Annotated in this window: 16 protein-coding genes; 12 read left to right on the top strand and 4 right to left on the bottom strand. The window is 62.2% G+C overall.

Annotated features, from left to right (window positions below; genetic code table 11):
• Positions 1-161 precede the first annotated feature (161 nt).
• Complete coding sequence (locus tag G4G27_RS12680) at positions 162-1067, bottom strand: DMT family transporter (RefSeq protein ID WP_183108993.1); 906 nt, start codon at positions 1065-1067, stop codon at positions 162-164.
• A gap of 423 nt (positions 1068-1490) precedes the next feature.
• On the opposite strand from G4G27_RS12680, the gene proS reads away from it, so the two are divergent.
• From proS to G4G27_RS12665, 3 genes are all read left to right on the top strand, one after another.
• A complete protein-coding gene (gene proS / locus G4G27_RS12675; RefSeq protein WP_183108992.1) occupies positions 1491-3026 on the top strand; it encodes a proline--tRNA ligase in 1536 nt (511 codons plus the stop codon).
• A gap of 96 nt (positions 3027-3122) precedes the next feature.
• Positions 3123-3362: a hypothetical protein gene (locus tag G4G27_RS12670; protein ID WP_183108991.1), complete on the top strand. Its 240-nt coding sequence runs from the start codon at positions 3123-3125 to the stop codon at positions 3360-3362.
• A 51-nt stretch (positions 3363-3413) separates the two neighbouring features.
• A complete protein-coding gene (locus G4G27_RS12665; protein ID WP_183108990.1) occupies positions 3414-4394 on the top strand; it encodes a hypothetical protein in 981 nt (326 codons plus the stop codon).
• Here the strand turns inward: G4G27_RS12665 and G4G27_RS12660 are convergent.
• From G4G27_RS12660 to G4G27_RS12650, 3 genes are all read right to left on the bottom strand, one after another.
• The gene (locus G4G27_RS12660; RefSeq protein ID WP_183108989.1) at positions 4391-5347 is read right to left on the bottom strand and encodes a rhodanese-related sulfurtransferase; all 957 of its coding nucleotides are present in this window, start codon (positions 5345-5347) and stop codon (positions 4391-4393) included. The genes G4G27_RS12665 and G4G27_RS12660 overlap by 4 nt on opposite strands.
• Positions 5348-5357: 10 nt before the next feature.
• A complete protein-coding gene (gene glpD, locus G4G27_RS12655; RefSeq protein ID WP_183113774.1) occupies positions 5358-6818 on the bottom strand; it encodes a glycerol-3-phosphate dehydrogenase in 1461 nt (486 codons plus the stop codon).
• Positions 6819-7012: 194 nt separating this feature from the next.
• Positions 7013-7426 (bottom strand): hypothetical protein, encoded by a 414-nt coding sequence (locus G4G27_RS12650; RefSeq protein ID WP_183108988.1) that lies wholly within the window; start codon positions 7424-7426, stop codon positions 7013-7015.
• Positions 7427-7752: 326 nt separating this feature from the next.
• Between G4G27_RS12650 and rpsL the strand changes: the two genes are divergently transcribed.
• The 9 genes from rpsL (at position 7753) to rplB (ending at position 15302) form a co-directional block, all read left to right on the top strand.
• Positions 7753-8124, top strand: a complete 372-nt coding sequence (gene rpsL, locus G4G27_RS12645) for a 30S ribosomal protein S12 (protein ID WP_019516007.1) — start codon at positions 7753-7755, stop codon at positions 8122-8124.
• A 50-nt stretch (positions 8125-8174) separates the two neighbouring features.
• Positions 8175-8645 (top strand): 30S ribosomal protein S7, encoded by a 471-nt coding sequence (gene rpsG, locus G4G27_RS12640; protein ID WP_183108987.1) that lies wholly within the window; start codon positions 8175-8177, stop codon positions 8643-8645.
• Positions 8646-8742: 97 nt separating this feature from the next.
• Positions 8743-10818, top strand: a complete 2076-nt coding sequence (gene fusA / locus G4G27_RS12635) for an elongation factor G (protein ID WP_183108986.1) — start codon at positions 8743-8745, stop codon at positions 10816-10818.
• Between the two features lie 103 nt (positions 10819-10921).
• Positions 10922-12115 carry an elongation factor Tu gene (tuf, locus tag G4G27_RS12630; protein ID WP_183108985.1) on the top strand — a complete coding sequence of 398 codons (1194 nt, stop codon included), beginning with the start codon at positions 10922-10924 and terminating at the stop codon, positions 12113-12115.
• Between the two features lie 121 nt (positions 12116-12236).
• Positions 12237-12548, top strand: a complete 312-nt coding sequence (rpsJ, locus tag G4G27_RS12625) for a 30S ribosomal protein S10 (RefSeq protein ID WP_034161642.1) — start codon at positions 12237-12239, stop codon at positions 12546-12548.
• Positions 12549-12747: 199 nt separating this feature from the next.
• A complete protein-coding gene (rplC, locus tag G4G27_RS12620; protein ID WP_183113773.1) occupies positions 12748-13503 on the top strand; it encodes a 50S ribosomal protein L3 in 756 nt (251 codons plus the stop codon).
• A 2-nt stretch (positions 13504-13505) separates the two neighbouring features.
• Positions 13506-14135: a 50S ribosomal protein L4 gene (gene rplD / locus G4G27_RS12615; protein WP_183108984.1), complete on the top strand. Its 630-nt coding sequence runs from the start codon at positions 13506-13508 to the stop codon at positions 14133-14135.
• Positions 14128-14448, top strand: a complete 321-nt coding sequence (locus G4G27_RS12610) for a 50S ribosomal protein L23 (RefSeq protein ID WP_183108983.1) — start codon at positions 14128-14130, stop codon at positions 14446-14448. The genes rplD and G4G27_RS12610 overlap by 8 nt, the downstream gene beginning before the upstream one ends.
• Positions 14448-15302 carry a 50S ribosomal protein L2 gene (gene rplB, locus G4G27_RS12605; RefSeq protein ID WP_183108982.1) on the top strand — a complete coding sequence of 285 codons (855 nt, stop codon included), beginning with the start codon at positions 14448-14450 and terminating at the stop codon, positions 15300-15302. The genes G4G27_RS12610 and rplB overlap by 1 nt, the downstream gene beginning before the upstream one ends.
• Position 15303 lies beyond the last annotated feature (1 nt).

Genomic DNA, 15303 nt, shown 5'->3' with positions numbered 1-15303 from the left:
GGAAAAATGCAGGAAGGATGGGAAGGGCCCGCCACCGATCAATATCGGCAACGGGCGAATCACCGGCCAAATGGCAGGTATTTGGTCTAACAGTATACAGTAGAAGCTTGAGGCCGGGCGGTGCCTGTGTGGCGAGGCGTCCCGCGGTCTGAAACCTCGCCCTAGATTTGCGGTACGGTTTCCAAGGTCAATTGCGTGCGGCGGACATGTTCACGCCAGACGATATACAGGCCGCTGGCGATGATTACCGGCGCACCGATCCAGGTCCAGGTGCTTGGCAACACGCCGAAGATCAGCCAGCCATAAGCGGTCGCCCAGAGCAGCGACGAATAATCCATCGGCACCACAACCGAGACCGGACCCAGTCGCAGCGCCGAGGTCATGGCGAGCTGCGCGACGCCGCCGATCAGGCCGATGCCGATCAGCAGGATCCAGGTGATCGGCGCATGCGGCTGCACGACAAAGGCATAGACGATGCCAAGCGGCACCAGCGACAAGGTGGAGAACCAGAACACGGTGGTCATCGTACCCTCGGTCCGCGAGATCTGTCGCAACAGGATCGAGACGCTGGCGGTGAGGAACGCGGCGGCCAGCCCGCTGACCGCGCCCCAGATGGGGAAATGCCCGCTGCCCGGCTGCGCGACGATCAGCACGCCGGCAAAGCCTGCCGCCACCGCCGCCCAGCGGTGCCAGCCGGTCGGTTCGCGCAGGATCAGTGCGCCGAGGATAGTGGCGAAGATCGGCATGGTGAAACCGAGCGTGGTCGATTCGGCGAGCGGCAGTACCAGGACGGTGGTGAAGGTGCAGGCCATCGCGCTGAGCCCGAGCGCGGCGCGCGCGAGATGTGCCGGCAGCCGCTGGGTCGTGACCGACCTCAGGCCGGGGCCGGCGATAAGAATCGCGGTCAGCAGGATCGCCGCGCCGAATTGCCGGAAGAACAGTATCTCGCCGAGTGTCGCGCCGCGCTCCTCGGCGAGCTTGATCACCGCGTTCATGCTGGCGAACAAAGCGACCGACATGAGACGCATCGCGATTGCGGGCAGGATGCGATCGTTCGTCTCGGCCATCCTTCCTCCTTTCCATCATCGCGGATCGCTGCGGCTATGAGGAAGCGGCCGCCGCCGAACAACCCCGCATTCTGCCTGCTCGGCGCGATTCAACTCACTCATGAACGGCACCATGCCTGCTCGCCGGCATGTTTTGCGGGTCATGGTGAAAGCCTGCCCGACGGAACCACTTGAATTGAGCAGATACGGACTCGAGCAAACTATGACCTCAACCCGATCACTTCCCGATTTTCCCGTGGCGCACCGGCAAAAACTCCCGTGCCGCCACACCGATTTTCCCGCAGTTTTTCCCGTAAATTCCCGTAGAATGCCCAAAAATGCATGTTCCCGTAGCAATTCCCGTAGCGACGGGAATTGTGCCGGCTCGAAAACCCGCAAGGCCCGGGGTGACGGCGCGACCCGATCCCGCTATCCGGCCTTCCCATGATCAAGCACGCACTCCCCGTCACCCGCGAGGCGGATTTTTCCGCCTGGTACCAGTCCGTCATTTCGGAAGCCGATCTCGCCGAGGAATCGGGCGTGCGCGGCTGCATGGTCATCCGGCCATGGGGTTATGGCATCTGGGAACGGATCCAGCGTTTGCTCGACGACCGGATCAAGGCCACCGGTCATGAGAATTGCTATTTCCCGGTGTTCATCCCGCTGTCCTATTTCGAGAAGGAGGCCGAGCATGTCGAAGGCTTCGCCAAGGAAATGGCGGTGGTCACGCATCACCGACTGATCTCGGACGGCAAGGGCGGGCTGGTGCCGGATCCCACCGCCAAACTGGAAGAGCCCCTCGTCGTGCGGCCGACATCGGAGACGGTGATCGGCATGGCGTTCGCGCGCTGGGTGCAGTCGTGGCGCGACCTGCCCGTGCTGATCAACCAATGGGCCAATGTCGTGCGCTGGGAAATGCGCACGCGGATGTTCCTGCGCACCAGCGAATTCCTCTGGCAGGAAGGGCATACCGCGCACGCCACCGTCGAGGAAGCGCGCGAAGAGACGCTGAAGATGCTCGAAGTCTATCGCAGCTTCGCCGAGGAGTGCGTCGCTCTACCAGTCATTGCGGGTGAAAAGCCGGAGCATGAGCGCTTTCCGGGCGCCGTCGCGACCTATTCGATCGAGGCGATGATGCAGGACGGGAAAGCATTGCAGGCCGGCACCAGCCATTTCCTTGGCACCAATTTTTCGAACGCGCAGAATATCAGGTTCCAGAACGCGGCCGGAGAGCTGGAACTGGCCAACACCACGAGCTGGGGCATGTCGACGCGCATGATCGGCGGCCTGATCATGGTGCATGGCGATGATGACGGGCTGCGCGTGCCGCCGCGCGTGGCGCCGTGGCAGGTGGTGATCGTGCCCATGCTGCGCGACCAGCCCGAGGATGAGGCGATCGTGACCTATTGCAAGGAATTGCAGGGTGAACTCGCCAAACTGTCCGCCTTTGGCGAGCCGGTGCGTGCGCTGCTCGACCTTAAGCCCGCCAAGGCGGCGACCAAGCGCTGGGGTTGGGTCAAGAAGGGTGCGCCGGTCATTCTCGAAGTCGGCGGACGTGATGTCGCTGGCGGCAATGTCTCGGTGATCCGCCGCGACCGACTCTATCGCGAAGACGGCAAGCTCGACAGCGCGATTGTCGCGCGCGGCGATTTCGTCACCTCCGCTGTCGCCACGCTGGAGGATGTGCAGGCATCGCTTCACGCGCAAGCCCGTGCGCGGCTTGAGGCGGGCATCACGCGGGACGTGACCGATTTTGCCGGTATCGAACGCGCCTTTGCCGAGGGCGTGAAGAATCCCGGCTGGGTCGAGGTGCAATGGTCGAAGCCGAGCGGCGCGGCGCTGGACAAGGTGGTCGAGCGGTTGAAAGCGCTCAAGCTGACCGTGCGCAACGTGCCCAACGACGCGGCGGCGGCTGACGGGGCCTGCGTGTTTACCGGGGACGCGGCGGTTGAACGGGTATTGGTTGGCCGCGCTTATTGAACCGATTCGGATAAGAGATGAATTGGCAAGTTGTCCACTTTCTTCCAATAATTTGATCGCCTTTGCTGCTAGCCCCTGACTGAAGGGACGCGGATCATGCTTTGGAACAAGGCGAAATGCCTGCTCGGCAGGCACGAGCGTGACGGACGGCTTGCGGTTTTCGACGGCGACGTGTTCGTATCGCAGTGCAAACATTGCGCGACGCCGATGGCGAAGGATTTCGAGCGCGGCTGGATCGCGACCGCGTTCGCCGGCGCGGCACGGGGCGATCCCACCAACCAGGCTTTGTTCAGTCCGGCCGATGGTGGACTAAGCGGTCGCGCAAACGCCGACTGAACGGATGAATTTCCGTATTGCCGGTCGGCCGATTCGCCGTAGAAATGGTTAATGCGATTTCGTGACGATCGGGCCCTCAGGCCAAATGGATGGCGTCGCGTCGTCGCGATCATGGTCGGCATGGCTGCGCTGCTGGCCGGCGTCGCGCTCTCGTTCGCTTCGTCGGCATTCGAGCCGGTCGATCCATTGACCGTCATCGACGATGACTTCGCCCGCCACCGCGACCCCGCTCTGTGGACCGGCCTATCGGTCAGCCGCGTGATGTTCAGTGAAGGCGCGACGACCTGGCGGTTATGGCGCATCGCCAATGTCTCGCGGCCCGACGGGCCACTCTGGGTCGTCACCCATGATAATGAGAATGCGACCTTTTCCGCCGCGCTCGATGCGGTTCGGTCATGGGGTGGGGTGGCGATGGTGGTCGATACCGGACCGGTCGACGGCAGCTATCGCGCGCGGTTCAATCGCGATACCACAGGCTCACCACCGATCGACCCCAACCGCAATTTCCGCGACTCGCTGCCGCTCTATGCCAGCCATGTGCTGGCGGATCTCGGACCCAGGCCGCGCCTGATCGTCGCGCTTCATACCAACGCGCCGGGGTTCGACGCTGCGCTGGCGGGCTGCGCCAAGGCGACAGGCGGTGGGTCGGGGGAGATTTCGATCCGCTTGTGCAATGCGCGTTTCCAGCCCAGTCCGTCGCTGTCGCGGCGCTGGCCGTTCGATGACGACGATAACCTCGCGCTGATCCCCTATCTGCCCGATGCCGGCGGGCAGTCGGCGTGGTGCGGCGACCGGCTGGTCAAGGCCGACTTCAATGTGGTGTTCGAGCGTGTCGTGAAGAGCGACGGATCATTGTCGAATTACGCGGCGCAACATGGTCTGCGCTATATCAACTTCGAGACGCGCGATCTCGGATCGAGCCCGGCGGGCATTGCCGCGGCAAAGGCGCGGCTGGTGCATATGATCGATGCGATGATGGAGCGCTGTGGCGACGTGCCGGAGGTCGATCTGAGACGGCTTGCGTCGCGTTAGGAGAATCCTTCCTGCCCGCCATGCGCTCTGTCCGGCAACAGCGCGCCGACATGCGCTTCACCACGTCGCGCCGCGAGCAGCTCCTGCTTGTGCCGCTCGGCATAACCCGCGCGCTGCTCCGCGTCGCGCGTGTTATGGCAGGCGGGACAGCTGACACCTTCGATATAAAGCGGTGACAGCCGGTCCTCGGGGCTGACCGGCATGCGGCAGCCATGGCACAGGCTGTGCGTGCCGACTTCAAGCCCATGGATCACCGCGACGCGCTGGTCGAAGACGAAGCATTCGCCTTCCCAGCGACTGTCGGCGGCGGGCACTTCCTCGAGATATTTCAGGATGCCGCCGTCGAGGTGATAGACCTCATCGAGCCCCTCGGACTTGAGAAAGGCGGTGGCTTTTTCACAGCGGATGCCGCCAGTGCAGAACATCGCGACCTTTGGTTTCTCCGAGCCTGCGAGCAGTGCCTGGCGATTGGCGCGGAACCAGTCGGGGAATTCGCTGAAGCTGTGCGTCTTGGGATCGATTGCGCCGGCGAAGCTGCCGACCCTGACTTCATAATCGTTGCGCGTGTCGATCACGATCGTGTCGGGCCGGTCGATCAGTGCGTTCCACTCCGCCGGCTTCACATATTGGCCGACATTTTCGAGCGGGTCGATGTCGGGCTGCCCCATCGTCACGATCTCGCGCTTGAGGCGGACCTTGGTGCGATGGAACGGCATGGCCTCGGCCCAGCTGTCCTTGACCTTGAGATCGGCGCAGCCGGGCAGGGTGCGGATATGGGCGAGGACTGTTTCAACCGCCTCCGCCGCACCGGCGATGGTGCCGTTGATGCCCTCATGCGCGAGCAGCAACGTGCCGCGGACACCGCCGGCGATGCAGGCGGCGAGCAGGGGGTCGCGCAAGGCCGCCGGATCGGCGAAGCGGGCAAAGCGGTAAAGGGCGGCGACACGAATCATCTGCGCGTCATTAGCCCGGGAAGGCGCCCGTCCACCATTGTTCGAATCGGGCGCGTTGATCAGGCGACAGGCGCAGGCCGATCTTGCTCCGCCGCATCAGCGCGTCCTGCGGCGTGCGTGCCCATTCGCGATCGTACATCCAGCGCGCCTCGACTTCGGTCAGGCCGGCGCCGAGATCGGCGCCCATGCCCGTTTCGTCGGCAATGCTGGCGAGCATCTCGCCGAGCAATTCGCCATAGGCATGGCTCATCCGCGCCGATCGCGTCTCGCCGAGGAATGGCCAGCGCTTACGGACGCTTGCCAGAAGCGGCTCCCAGCCTTGCACTCCGGCGCCGGGAAACAGGCGGTCGCGGGTGACATGGCGTGGTTCGAAGCCGAGTGGGTCGGCCAGCTTTTCCAGGGCTTCCTCGGCGAGGTGCCGGGCAGTGGTGATCTTGCCGCCGAATACCGAGAGCAGCGCCGGGCCTTTGGTGTCGAGTTCAAGCACATAGTCGCGGGTCACCGCCTTGGCCTCGCTTGCGCCGTCGTCATAGAGCGGGCGAACGCCCGACCAGGTCGAGGTCACGTCGGCGGGGGCGATCTGGGCGATGAAATGGCGGTTCACCGCGTCGCACAGATAAGCGATCTCATCGGTCGAGATCACCGCGTCTTCGGGCTGTTCGACGGGAATGTCGGTGGTGCCGATCTCGGTGAAACCGTCCTGATAGGGGATGGCGAAGACGATGCGGCGGTCCGGCTGCTGCAGCATATAGGCATGGTCGCCGTCATATAGACGGGGCACGACGATATGGCTGCCCTTGACCAGCCGCACGTCGGACTTCGCATTGACGCCGAGCTTGCCGAGCATCTGATGAACCCAGGGACCGGCCGCGTTGATCAGTGCGCGGGCCATGATGGTGCGGCCGTCGGATAGCGTCGCATGCCACAGATCGCCCTCGCGCCGCGCCGATTCCAGCGCCGTCCCCACAGCGATGTCGGCGCCGTTGTTCGCTGCATCCATCGCGTTGAGCATGGTCAGTCGCGAATCGTCGACGAACGCGTCAGAATAGACGAAGCCCCGATCGCCACCTTTCAGTGGCGCGACATAAGCGGTGTCGCCCCGGCGCAGGCCGCGCGAGCGGGGCAGGGACTTCTTGCCGCCAAGGAAATCGTAGAGATACAGGCCGATCCGGACCAGCCACCAAGGCCGCAGAGAATTTTCCTGCGGCAGGACGAAGCGCATCGGGCGGATGATGTGCGGCGCGGCCTTGACCAGTCGCTCGCGCTCGCGAAGCGCTTCGGCGACCAGCTTGAAGTCGTAATATTCGAGATAACGCAAGCCGCCATGGATCAGCTTGGTCGAAGCGGACGAGGTGTGCGCGGCGAGATCGTCGCGTTCGACCATCAGCACCTTGAGATTGAGCAGCGACGCTTCGCGCGCGATCGCGCAGCCATTAATGCCGCCGCCGATGATGAGGAGGTCGTATGTCATCGTTGTCATGTAGCGAGCCTCCAAGTGCCCGTCATCCCCGTGAAAGCGGGGATACCGCATCTTCCTTGCGTGGAAATTCGGCGCCGTACCGCACATGGCGGTATCCAGAATGGTCGTAGGTCGAGCTCATAAGTGCGCGGACATCTATTGAATATACATTTCTGGTGGCCGCTCCGGATCATGTGCAAGCGAGGTCAATTCGAGTAGGCAGGTGGCCGGGCTGCACTTATCGCTGCATTGATGACCGAGATCGCATTTCGCAGCTTGTCGCAGCCTATGCGACGATCCGTCCGCAGCACCGTAAGTGGCTGGGGTTCTATCGTTGCGACCGCATGCACATATGTTTCAAAGGCCGATTGGTTGATCGGCGCTTCGTTCCACGACAGGTGATTGTCGATGTCCAATTCTATAATGTTCTTTTCGCCGACGCCGGTAGAGCGTGGGGAGACGCCGGATATTTTCACCCACCCCTTGGTCGGTAGGGCACAGCCTAGCTCATTGGCGCCAAGTGTCGAGTTTGTTTCAACTGCTGGAGCCGCAGGAGGCTGTGGGCCGCATGCGGTTAAGGTGAGCAAGCTCGTGATGGCTGTCAGTTGAACGATTTGCATTCTGCAAACCTGCCCGTTCGATCCTGTCATAACAATGGGCGATCCGCTATCCGTCGAAAGGGAGGCGATGGCGAAGCGGCAGAAGCGGGATATCCGCTTCGCTAGGATCCGGTGGGGCGAACAATCTGTACCGCCGCGCCATTGACCACCCCCGAGTCGGCCTGTATAGGCGCCGCTGCCCCGGAGGACCCGTTCCACTTGGGCTGCTTGAACATTGCTGGATGCATTCCAGGGCCAAGGGAGGCGATATGCTTTCCGATGGTCCTTTTTGTATTCTTAGGCGCTTCGGCTCCAGCAAAGTAACCATTTGAAAGGTGAAGGCTTCAATGCCGACGATTAACCAGCTGGTCCGCAAGGGCCGCGATCCGCAGAAGGCCAAGTCCAAGGTCCCTGCAATGGAGCAGAACCCGCAGAAGCGCGGCGTTTGCACCCGTGTCTACACCACCACCCCGAAAAAGCCGAACTCGGCTCTGCGCAAGGTTGCCAAGGTCCGCCTGACCAACCAGCGCGAAGTCATCAGCTATATCCCGGGTGAGGGCCACAACCTGCAGGAGCACTCGGTCGTGCTGATCCGCGGCGGTCGTGTTCGCGATCTTCCCGGCGTTCGCTACCATGTGCTGCGCGGTGTGCTCGACACACAGGGCGTGAAGGACCGCCGCCAGTCGCGTTCCAAGTACGGCGCAAAGCGTCCGAAGTAAGCCGGTCGATTTATTCGATCACCAAGGCTGAAGTTTAGAAGGAAATTGAAATGGCACGTCGTCGTCGCCCAGAAAAGCGTATCATCCTGCCTGATCCCAAATATGGTGATGAGGTTCTGTCCAAGTTCATGAATTCGGTCATGCTGGACGGCAAGAAGTCCGTCGCCGAGCTGATCGTCTACGGTGCGTTCGAAACCGTCGAGCAGCGCGCGAAGAAGGACCCGCTCAGCGTGTTCCACGACGCGCTCGCCAATGTGAAGCCGGGCATTGAAGTCCGCAGCCGCCGTGTCGGTGGTGCGACCTATCAGGTCCCGGTCGAAGTGCGCCCCGAGCGTGCCCAGGCACTGGCGATCCGCTGGCTGATCAATGCGGCACGCGCGCGCAGCGAGCACACGATGGCCGCACGGCTGTCGGGCGAGCTGATGGATGCGGCGAACAATCGCGGCAACGCGGTCAAGAAGCGTGAAGACACGCATCGCATGGCCGAAGCCAACCGCGCATTCAGCCACTACCGCTGGTAAAGCCTCTGTTGCCGGTCTTTTGCCGGTAACATCGACTACCTATATCGGGCGGGCCGGGGCGTAAGTCCCGGCTCCTCCACATTCCAAGGAACCGATCATGGCCCGCAGCCATCCGCTCTCGATGTATCGCAATATCGGCATCATGGCTCACATCGATGCCGGCAAGACGACGACCACCGAGCGCATCCTTTATTACACCGGCAAGTCCTACAAGATCGGCGAAGTGCATGAAGGCACCGCGACGATGGATTGGATGGAGCAGGAGCAGGAGCGCGGGATTACGATCACGTCGGCTGCGACCACCTGTTTCTGGAACGATCACCGCATCAACATCATCGACACCCCCGGGCACGTCGACTTCACGATCGAAGTCGAGCGTTCGCTGCGCGTGCTCGACGGTGCTGTCGCATGCTTCGACGGCGTTGCCGGCGTTGAGCCGCAGTCCGAGACGGTGTGGCGTCAGGCCGAGAAGTATCACGTGCCGCGCATGTGCTTCATCAACAAGCTCGACCGCACCGGTGCGAACTTCAACATGTGCGTACAGATGATCAAGGATCGTCTGGGCGCGCGTCCGGCGGTGCTGTACCTGCCGATCGGCCTCGAGGGCGACTTCAAGGGCCTGGTCGACCTGGTCGAGAACCGCGCGATCATCTGGCTTGAAGAGTCGCTTGGCGCGAAGTTCGAATATCGCGACATCCCCGCCGATCTGGCCGACGAAGCCGCGACCGCTCGTTCGGAGCTGATCGAGATGGCCGTCGAGCAGGACGACGACCTGATGGAAGCGTATCTGGAAGGCACCGAGCCAACCACCGCTGAGCTCAAGGCGCTGATCCGCAAGGGTACGCTGAACTTCTCGTTCGTGCCCGTGCTGTGCGGCTCCGCGTTCAAGAACAAGGGCGTGCAGCCTTTGCTCGACGGCGTGGTCGACTATCTGCCGTCGCCGCTGGACATCAAGGACGTCGAAGGTTTGAAACTCGACGGCGTAACCCCCGAAACGCGCCCGCCGGAAGACGATGCGCCGTTCTCGGCGCTCGCGTTCAAGATCATGAACGATCCGTTCGTCGGCACGCTGACCTTCGCCCGCATTTATTCGGGCAAGCTCGAGACCGCGTCGCAGGTGATGAATTCGGTCAAGGACAAGAAGGAAAAGGTCGGCCGCATGCTGCTCATGCATGCCAATGACCGCGAGGACATCCAGGTGGCCTATGCTGGCGACATCGTCGCTCTGGCGGGCCTGAAGGACACCACGACGGGTGACACGCTGTGCGCCATCAACGCGCCGATCATCCTTGAGCGGATGGAATTCCCGGACCCCGTCATCGAGGTCGCCGTGGAGCCTAAGACCAAGGCCGACCAGGAAAAGATGGGCATCGCGCTTAATCGTCTTGCTCGCGAAGATCCGTCGTTCCGCGTGACCTCGGACATCGAGAGCGGCCAGACCATCATCAAGGGCATGGGCGAGCTCCATCTCGAGATCCTGGTCGATCGCATGAAGCGCGAGTTCAAGGTCGAGGCGAATGTCGGCGCGCCGCAGGTGGCGTATCGCGAGTATCTCGCGAAGCCGATCGAAATGTCCTACACCCACAAGAAGCAGTCGGGTGGTTCGGGTCAGTTCGCCGAGATCAAGATCAAGGTCATTCCCGGCGAGCGCGGTTCGGGCTTCGTCTTCTCCGACCAGATCAAGGGCGGCAACGTCCCGAAGGAATATATTCCTTCGGTCGAGAAGGGTATGCGCGAAACGGCTGAAACCGGATCGCTGATCGGCTTCCCGATCATCGATTTCGAAGTGCAGCTGATCGACGGTAAATACCATGACGTCGATTCGTCGGCGCTGGCATTCGAAATCTGCGCGCGTGGCGCGATGCGTGAAGCGGCCCAGAAGGCCGGCATCAAGCTGCTCGAGCCGATCATGAAGGTCGAGGTTGTGACGCCCGAGGATTATCTCGGCGACGTGATCGGCGATCTGAACAGCCGTCGTGGCCAGATCCAGGGCACCGACAGCCGCGGTAACGCGACTGCGGTGGAGGCGATCGTGCCATTGGCGAACATGTTCGGCTATGTGAACCAGCTCCGCTCGTTCAGTCAGGGCCGGGCGCAGTACACGATGCAGTTCTCGCATTATGACGAAGTGCCCGCGAATGTTGCCGAAGAAGTGAAGGCTAAATTGGCCTAACGCACTTCGTGCTAGGGCTGGCGTAACTTGAAATAGGTCGTTAAGGGGCCGCGTTCGCGTGGCGCCCAGAAGGCCGCGAATCTGATTCTAGAAGGTAGGAAAAATGGCGAAAGCAAAGTTCGAGCGGACCAAGCCGCATCTCAACATCGGCACGATCGGCCATGTCGATCACGGCAAGACGTCGCTGACGGCTGCGATCACCAAGGTGCTCGCTGAAACCGGCGGTGCCACGTTCACCAGCTACGCAAACATCGACAAGGCTCCCGAAGAGCGCGAGCGCGGCATCACCATCTCGACCGCACACGTCGAGTATGAGACGACCGCACGTCACTATGCGCACGTCGATTGCCCGGGCCACGCCGATTATGTGAAGAACATGATCACCGGTGCCGCACAGATGGACGGCGCGATCCTGGTCGTGTCGGCGACCGACGGCCCGATGCCGCAGACTCGCGAGCACATCCTGCTCGCCCGTCAGGTCGGCGTGCCGACGATGGTCGTGTTCATGAACAAGGTCGATCTGGTCGACGACGAGGAAATCCTCGAGCTGGTCGAGATGGAAATCCGCGAGCTGCTCTCGAAGTATGATTTCGACGGCGACAACATCCCGGTCATCCGTGGCTCGGCTGTTGCGGCGCTCGAAGACAAGACCCCCGAGATCGGCCATGACGCCGTGCTCAAGCTGATGGAAGCGGTCGATACCTATCTGCCGCAGCCAGAGCGTCCGCTCGACAAGCCGTTCATGATGCCGATCGAAGACGTGTTCTCGATCTCGGGTCGCGGTACGGTCGTCACCGGCCGCGTCGAGACCGGCATTGTGAAGGTCGGCGAGGAAGTCGAGATCGTCGGCATCCACCCGGAAGTCCGCAAGACCGTCGTCACCGGCGTCGAAATGTTCCGCAAGCTGCTCGATCAGGGCCAGGCTGGCGACAACGTTGGCGCGCTGATCCGTGGCGTCGCACGCGACGAAGTCGAGCGTGGCCAGGTTCTCTGCAAGCCGGGCTCGATCAAGCCTCACACCGACTTCCAGTCGGAAGTGTACGTGCTGTCGAAGGACGAGGGTGGCCGTCACACGCCATTCTTCGCCAACTATCGTCCGCAGTTCTACTTCCGTACGACGGACGTGACCGGCACCGTCGAACTGCCTGAGGGCACCGAGATGGTCATGCCGGGCGACAACATCGCACTGGGCGTCAAGCTCATTGCGCCGATCGCGATGGACGTTGGTCAGCGCTTCACGATCCGTGAAGGTGGCCGGACCGTCGGTTCGGGTATTGTCAGCGGCATCTCGAAGTAATATAGACGCGCCTCCGCCCGATTCCCTGTCTTCGCGACAGGGAGTCGGGCTGTTGCTATTTTCGTGAACAACCAAAGAGTTGCCATCAGGCGACCCGCTCTTTCGCATCGGTAGGGATTAAATGGAAACGCAGAATATCCGTATTCGTCTGAAGGCATTCGATCATCGTGTGCTCGATCAGGCGACCGGCGACATCGCCGACACGGCGCGCCGCACCGGCGCCCTTATTCGCGGTCCAATCCCTTTGCCGACGCGTATCGAGAAGTTCACCGTCAACCGCGGACCGCACATCGACAAGAAGTCGCGTGAGCAGTTCGAGGTCCGCACCTACAAGCGGATGCTGGACATCGTTCAGCCGACCCCGCAAACGGTAGACGCGCTGATGAAGCTCGATCTCGCCGCGGGTGTAGACGTGGAGATCAAGCTGGCCTAAAGGCCGCTGCTCCACACGAGATTCGGTTCCGCTTCGGCGGCACCTGATAAGGGATACCGCCGAGCTTGCTCGGGTCTGCGTCCCCCGTCACGTTTCCTAACGGAAACACCAGCCCGGGACGGGGCACGTACAAAAATCGCTGGGCTGACACGCACGTCGGAAATCGTTCCGGCGTGCCTCTGTAATAAGGAGCATGATCATGCGCACAGGCGTGATCGCGAAGAAAATGGGGATGACCCGCTTGTTCAAGGATGATGGGCGCCATGTGCCCGTCACCGTCCTTGCACTCGAGGGCAACCAGGTTGTGGCCGTTCGCGAGGCCGATCGTGATGGGTATGTTGCCGTCCAGCTGGGCGCCGGCGTTGCCAAAGCGAAAAATGTTTCCAAGCCGCAGCGCGGCCACTTCGGCAAGGCCGAGGTCGAGCCCAAGGCGAAGCTTGCAGAATTCCGTGTGTCCGATGACGCCGTGCTCGAAGTGGGCGCCGAGATTTCGGCCGACCATTATGTCGCCGGCCAGATCGTCGACATCCAGGGCGTGACCCAGGGTAAGGGTTTCCAGGGCGGCATGAAGCGCTGGGGCTTCGGCGGTCTGCGCGCCACCCACGGCGTCTCCGTTTCGCACCGTTCGCTCGGTTCGACCGGTCAGCGTCAGGATCCCGGCAAGGTCTTCAAGAACAAGAAGATGGCCGGTCACATGGGTGACAAGAATCGCACCCAGCAAAATCTCGAAATCGTGTCGACCGACGTCGAGCGCGGCCTGATCTTCGTCAAGGGCTCGGTGCCCGGCTCGAAGGGTGGCTGGTTGCTCGTCAAGGACTCGGTCAAGGTCGCGCGTCACGCTGACGCGCCGTACCCCGCCGGTCTGAAGGCCGCCGCGAACAGCAACACCGCCCCCGCCGAGACGCCCGCTGAGGACGTCCAGGCCGTGGAAGCGACCGAAGGCCAGGAGGGCTGAACATGAAGGTCAAGATTCAGTCCTTCGACGCCAAGGCGAAAGCTTCGGACATCGAGCTCAACGATGAGGTCTTCGGCCTCGATCCGCGCGCCGACATCCTGCACCGCGTCGTCACCTGGCAGCTCGAAAAGCGCCGCGCCACCGCGCGCGGTACTCGTGAGCGCGCCGATGTCGCCCGTACGGGCAAGAAGTTCGGTCGCCAGAAGGGCGGCGGTACGGCTCGTCACGGCGATCGCCGCGCGCCGATCTTCGTTGGTGGTGGTAAGGCTCACGGCGCTCGCGTCCGTGACTTCAATCCATCGCTCAACAAGAAGATCCGCGCACTTGGCCTGAAGATGGCACTGTCGACCCACGCTCAGGCGGGGTCGCTGGTGGTCATGGAAAGCCTGGCGGTTGCGGAGAGCAAGACCAAGACGCTGATCGCGGATTGGGCCAAGCTCGGCCTCGGCAAGACCGCCCTCGTCATCGATGGCGACATGGTCGACAACAGTTTCGCGCTCGCCGCGGGCAACCTGCACACGATCAACGTGATGCCGGCCGCCGGCGCCAATGTTTACGACATCCTGAAGCACGACACGCTGGTCCTGACCCGCGCTGCCGTCGAAAAGCTGGAGGCGCGCTTCAATGGCTAAGAAGCAAAAGGCCGACATCGATCTGCGTCATTACGACGTGATCGTTGCGCCGCACATCACCGAGAAGGCGACCTTGCTCAGCGAGCATAACGCCGTCGTGTTCCGCGTCGCCAACGACGCGACCAAGCCCGAGATCAAGGCCGCCGTCGAGGCGCTCTTCTCGGTCAAGGTTCTGGGGGTCAACACGATCGTCCAGAAGGGCAAGACCAAGAAGTGGAAGGGCGTGCCCTACACCAAATCCGATGTGAAGAAGGCGATCGTCACGCTGGCCGATGGTCAGTCGATTGACGTCACCCAGGGGGTCAGCGCGTAATGGCACTCAAGCATTATAATCCGACCAGCCCAGCGCGGCGTGGTCTGATCCTGGTCGATCGTTCGGCCTTGCATAAGGGCGGCCCCGTCAAGGCGCTGACCGAAGGCAAGCGCAAGACCGGTGGTCGTAACAACAAGGGTCACGTCACCTCGCGCGGTATCGCCGGCGGTCACAAGCAGCGTTATCGTATCATCGATTTCAAGCGCCGCTTGTGGGAAGTCGAAGGCACGGTCGAGCGGATCGAATATGATCCCAATCGCACCGCGTTCATCGCGCTGATCAATTATGGTGACACGGAAGAGGGCAAGCCCAACGTCGCGTACATCATCGCGCCGCAGCGCCTCGCTGTCGGTGATAAGATCATCGCTGCGAAAAAGACCGACGTGAAGCCCGGCAACGCGATGGAACTGGGCCAGATGCCGGTCGGCACGATCGTCCACAATGTCGAGATGAAGCCAGGCAAGGGTGGCCAGATCGCCCGTTCGGCAGGCACCTATGTGCAGGTCGTTGGTCGCGACAAGGGCATGGTGATGGTTCGCCTCAACTCGGGCGAGCAGCGCTATATCCACTCGAACTGCATGGCGACCGTCGGTGCGGTGTCCAACCCGGACAACGGCAACACCAACCTCGCCAAGGCCGGCCGCAACCGTTGGAAGGGCATCCGCCCGCTGACCCGCGGCGTCGCCAAGAACCCGGTCGACCATCCGCATGGTGGTGGTGAAGGCCGGACCTCGGGTGGCCGTCATCCGGTTACGCCATGGGGCAAGCCGACCAAGGGTGCGCGCACCCGTCACAACAAGTCGACGGATAAGATGATCATCCGTTCGCGTCACTCGACGAAGAGGAAGGGCTAAC

This window comes from Sphingomonas sp. So64.6b (assembly GCF_014171475.1).
Lineage (GTDB): Bacteria > Pseudomonadota > Alphaproteobacteria > Sphingomonadales > Sphingomonadaceae > Sphingomonas > Sphingomonas alpina_A.
The sequence above is the reverse complement of the archived record's forward strand: the minus strand, read 5'-3'. Positions and strand labels throughout refer to the sequence as shown.

Excerpts from the sequence above, each read along its gene's own strand:
- G4G27_RS12680 (WP_183108993.1), bottom strand. The coding sequence starts at position 1,067 with ATGGCCGAGACGAACGATCGCATCCTGCCCGCAATCGCGATGCGTCTC.
- proS (WP_183108992.1), top strand. The coding sequence starts at position 1,491 with ATGATCAAGCACGCACTCCCCGTCACCCGCGAGGCGGATTTTTCCGCC.
- G4G27_RS12670 (WP_183108991.1), top strand. The coding sequence starts at position 3,123 with ATGCTTTGGAACAAGGCGAAATGCCTGCTCGGCAGGCACGAGCGTGAC.
- G4G27_RS12665 (WP_183108990.1), top strand. The coding sequence starts at position 3,414 with ATGCGATTTCGTGACGATCGGGCCCTCAGGCCAAATGGATGGCGTCGC.
- G4G27_RS12660 (WP_183108989.1), bottom strand. The coding sequence starts at position 5,347 with ATGATTCGTGTCGCCGCCCTTTACCGCTTTGCCCGCTTCGCCGATCCG.
- glpD (WP_183113774.1), bottom strand. The coding sequence starts at position 6,818 with ATGACATACGACCTCCTCATCATCGGCGGCGGCATTAATGGCTGCGCG.
- G4G27_RS12650 (WP_183108988.1), bottom strand. The coding sequence starts at position 7,426 with ATGCAAATCGTTCAACTGACAGCCATCACGAGCTTGCTCACCTTAACC.
- rpsL (WP_019516007.1), top strand. The coding sequence starts at position 7,753 with ATGCCGACGATTAACCAGCTGGTCCGCAAGGGCCGCGATCCGCAGAAG.
- rpsG (WP_183108987.1), top strand. The coding sequence starts at position 8,175 with ATGGCACGTCGTCGTCGCCCAGAAAAGCGTATCATCCTGCCTGATCCC.
- fusA (WP_183108986.1), top strand. The coding sequence starts at position 8,743 with ATGGCCCGCAGCCATCCGCTCTCGATGTATCGCAATATCGGCATCATG.
- tuf (WP_183108985.1), top strand. The coding sequence starts at position 10,922 with ATGGCGAAAGCAAAGTTCGAGCGGACCAAGCCGCATCTCAACATCGGC.
- rpsJ (WP_034161642.1), top strand. The coding sequence starts at position 12,237 with ATGGAAACGCAGAATATCCGTATTCGTCTGAAGGCATTCGATCATCGT.
- rplC (WP_183113773.1), top strand. The coding sequence starts at position 12,748 with ATGCGCACAGGCGTGATCGCGAAGAAAATGGGGATGACCCGCTTGTTC.
- rplD (WP_183108984.1), top strand. The coding sequence starts at position 13,506 with ATGAAGGTCAAGATTCAGTCCTTCGACGCCAAGGCGAAAGCTTCGGAC.
- G4G27_RS12610 (WP_183108983.1), top strand. The coding sequence starts at position 14,128 with ATGGCTAAGAAGCAAAAGGCCGACATCGATCTGCGTCATTACGACGTG.
- rplB (WP_183108982.1), top strand. The coding sequence starts at position 14,448 with ATGGCACTCAAGCATTATAATCCGACCAGCCCAGCGCGGCGTGGTCTG.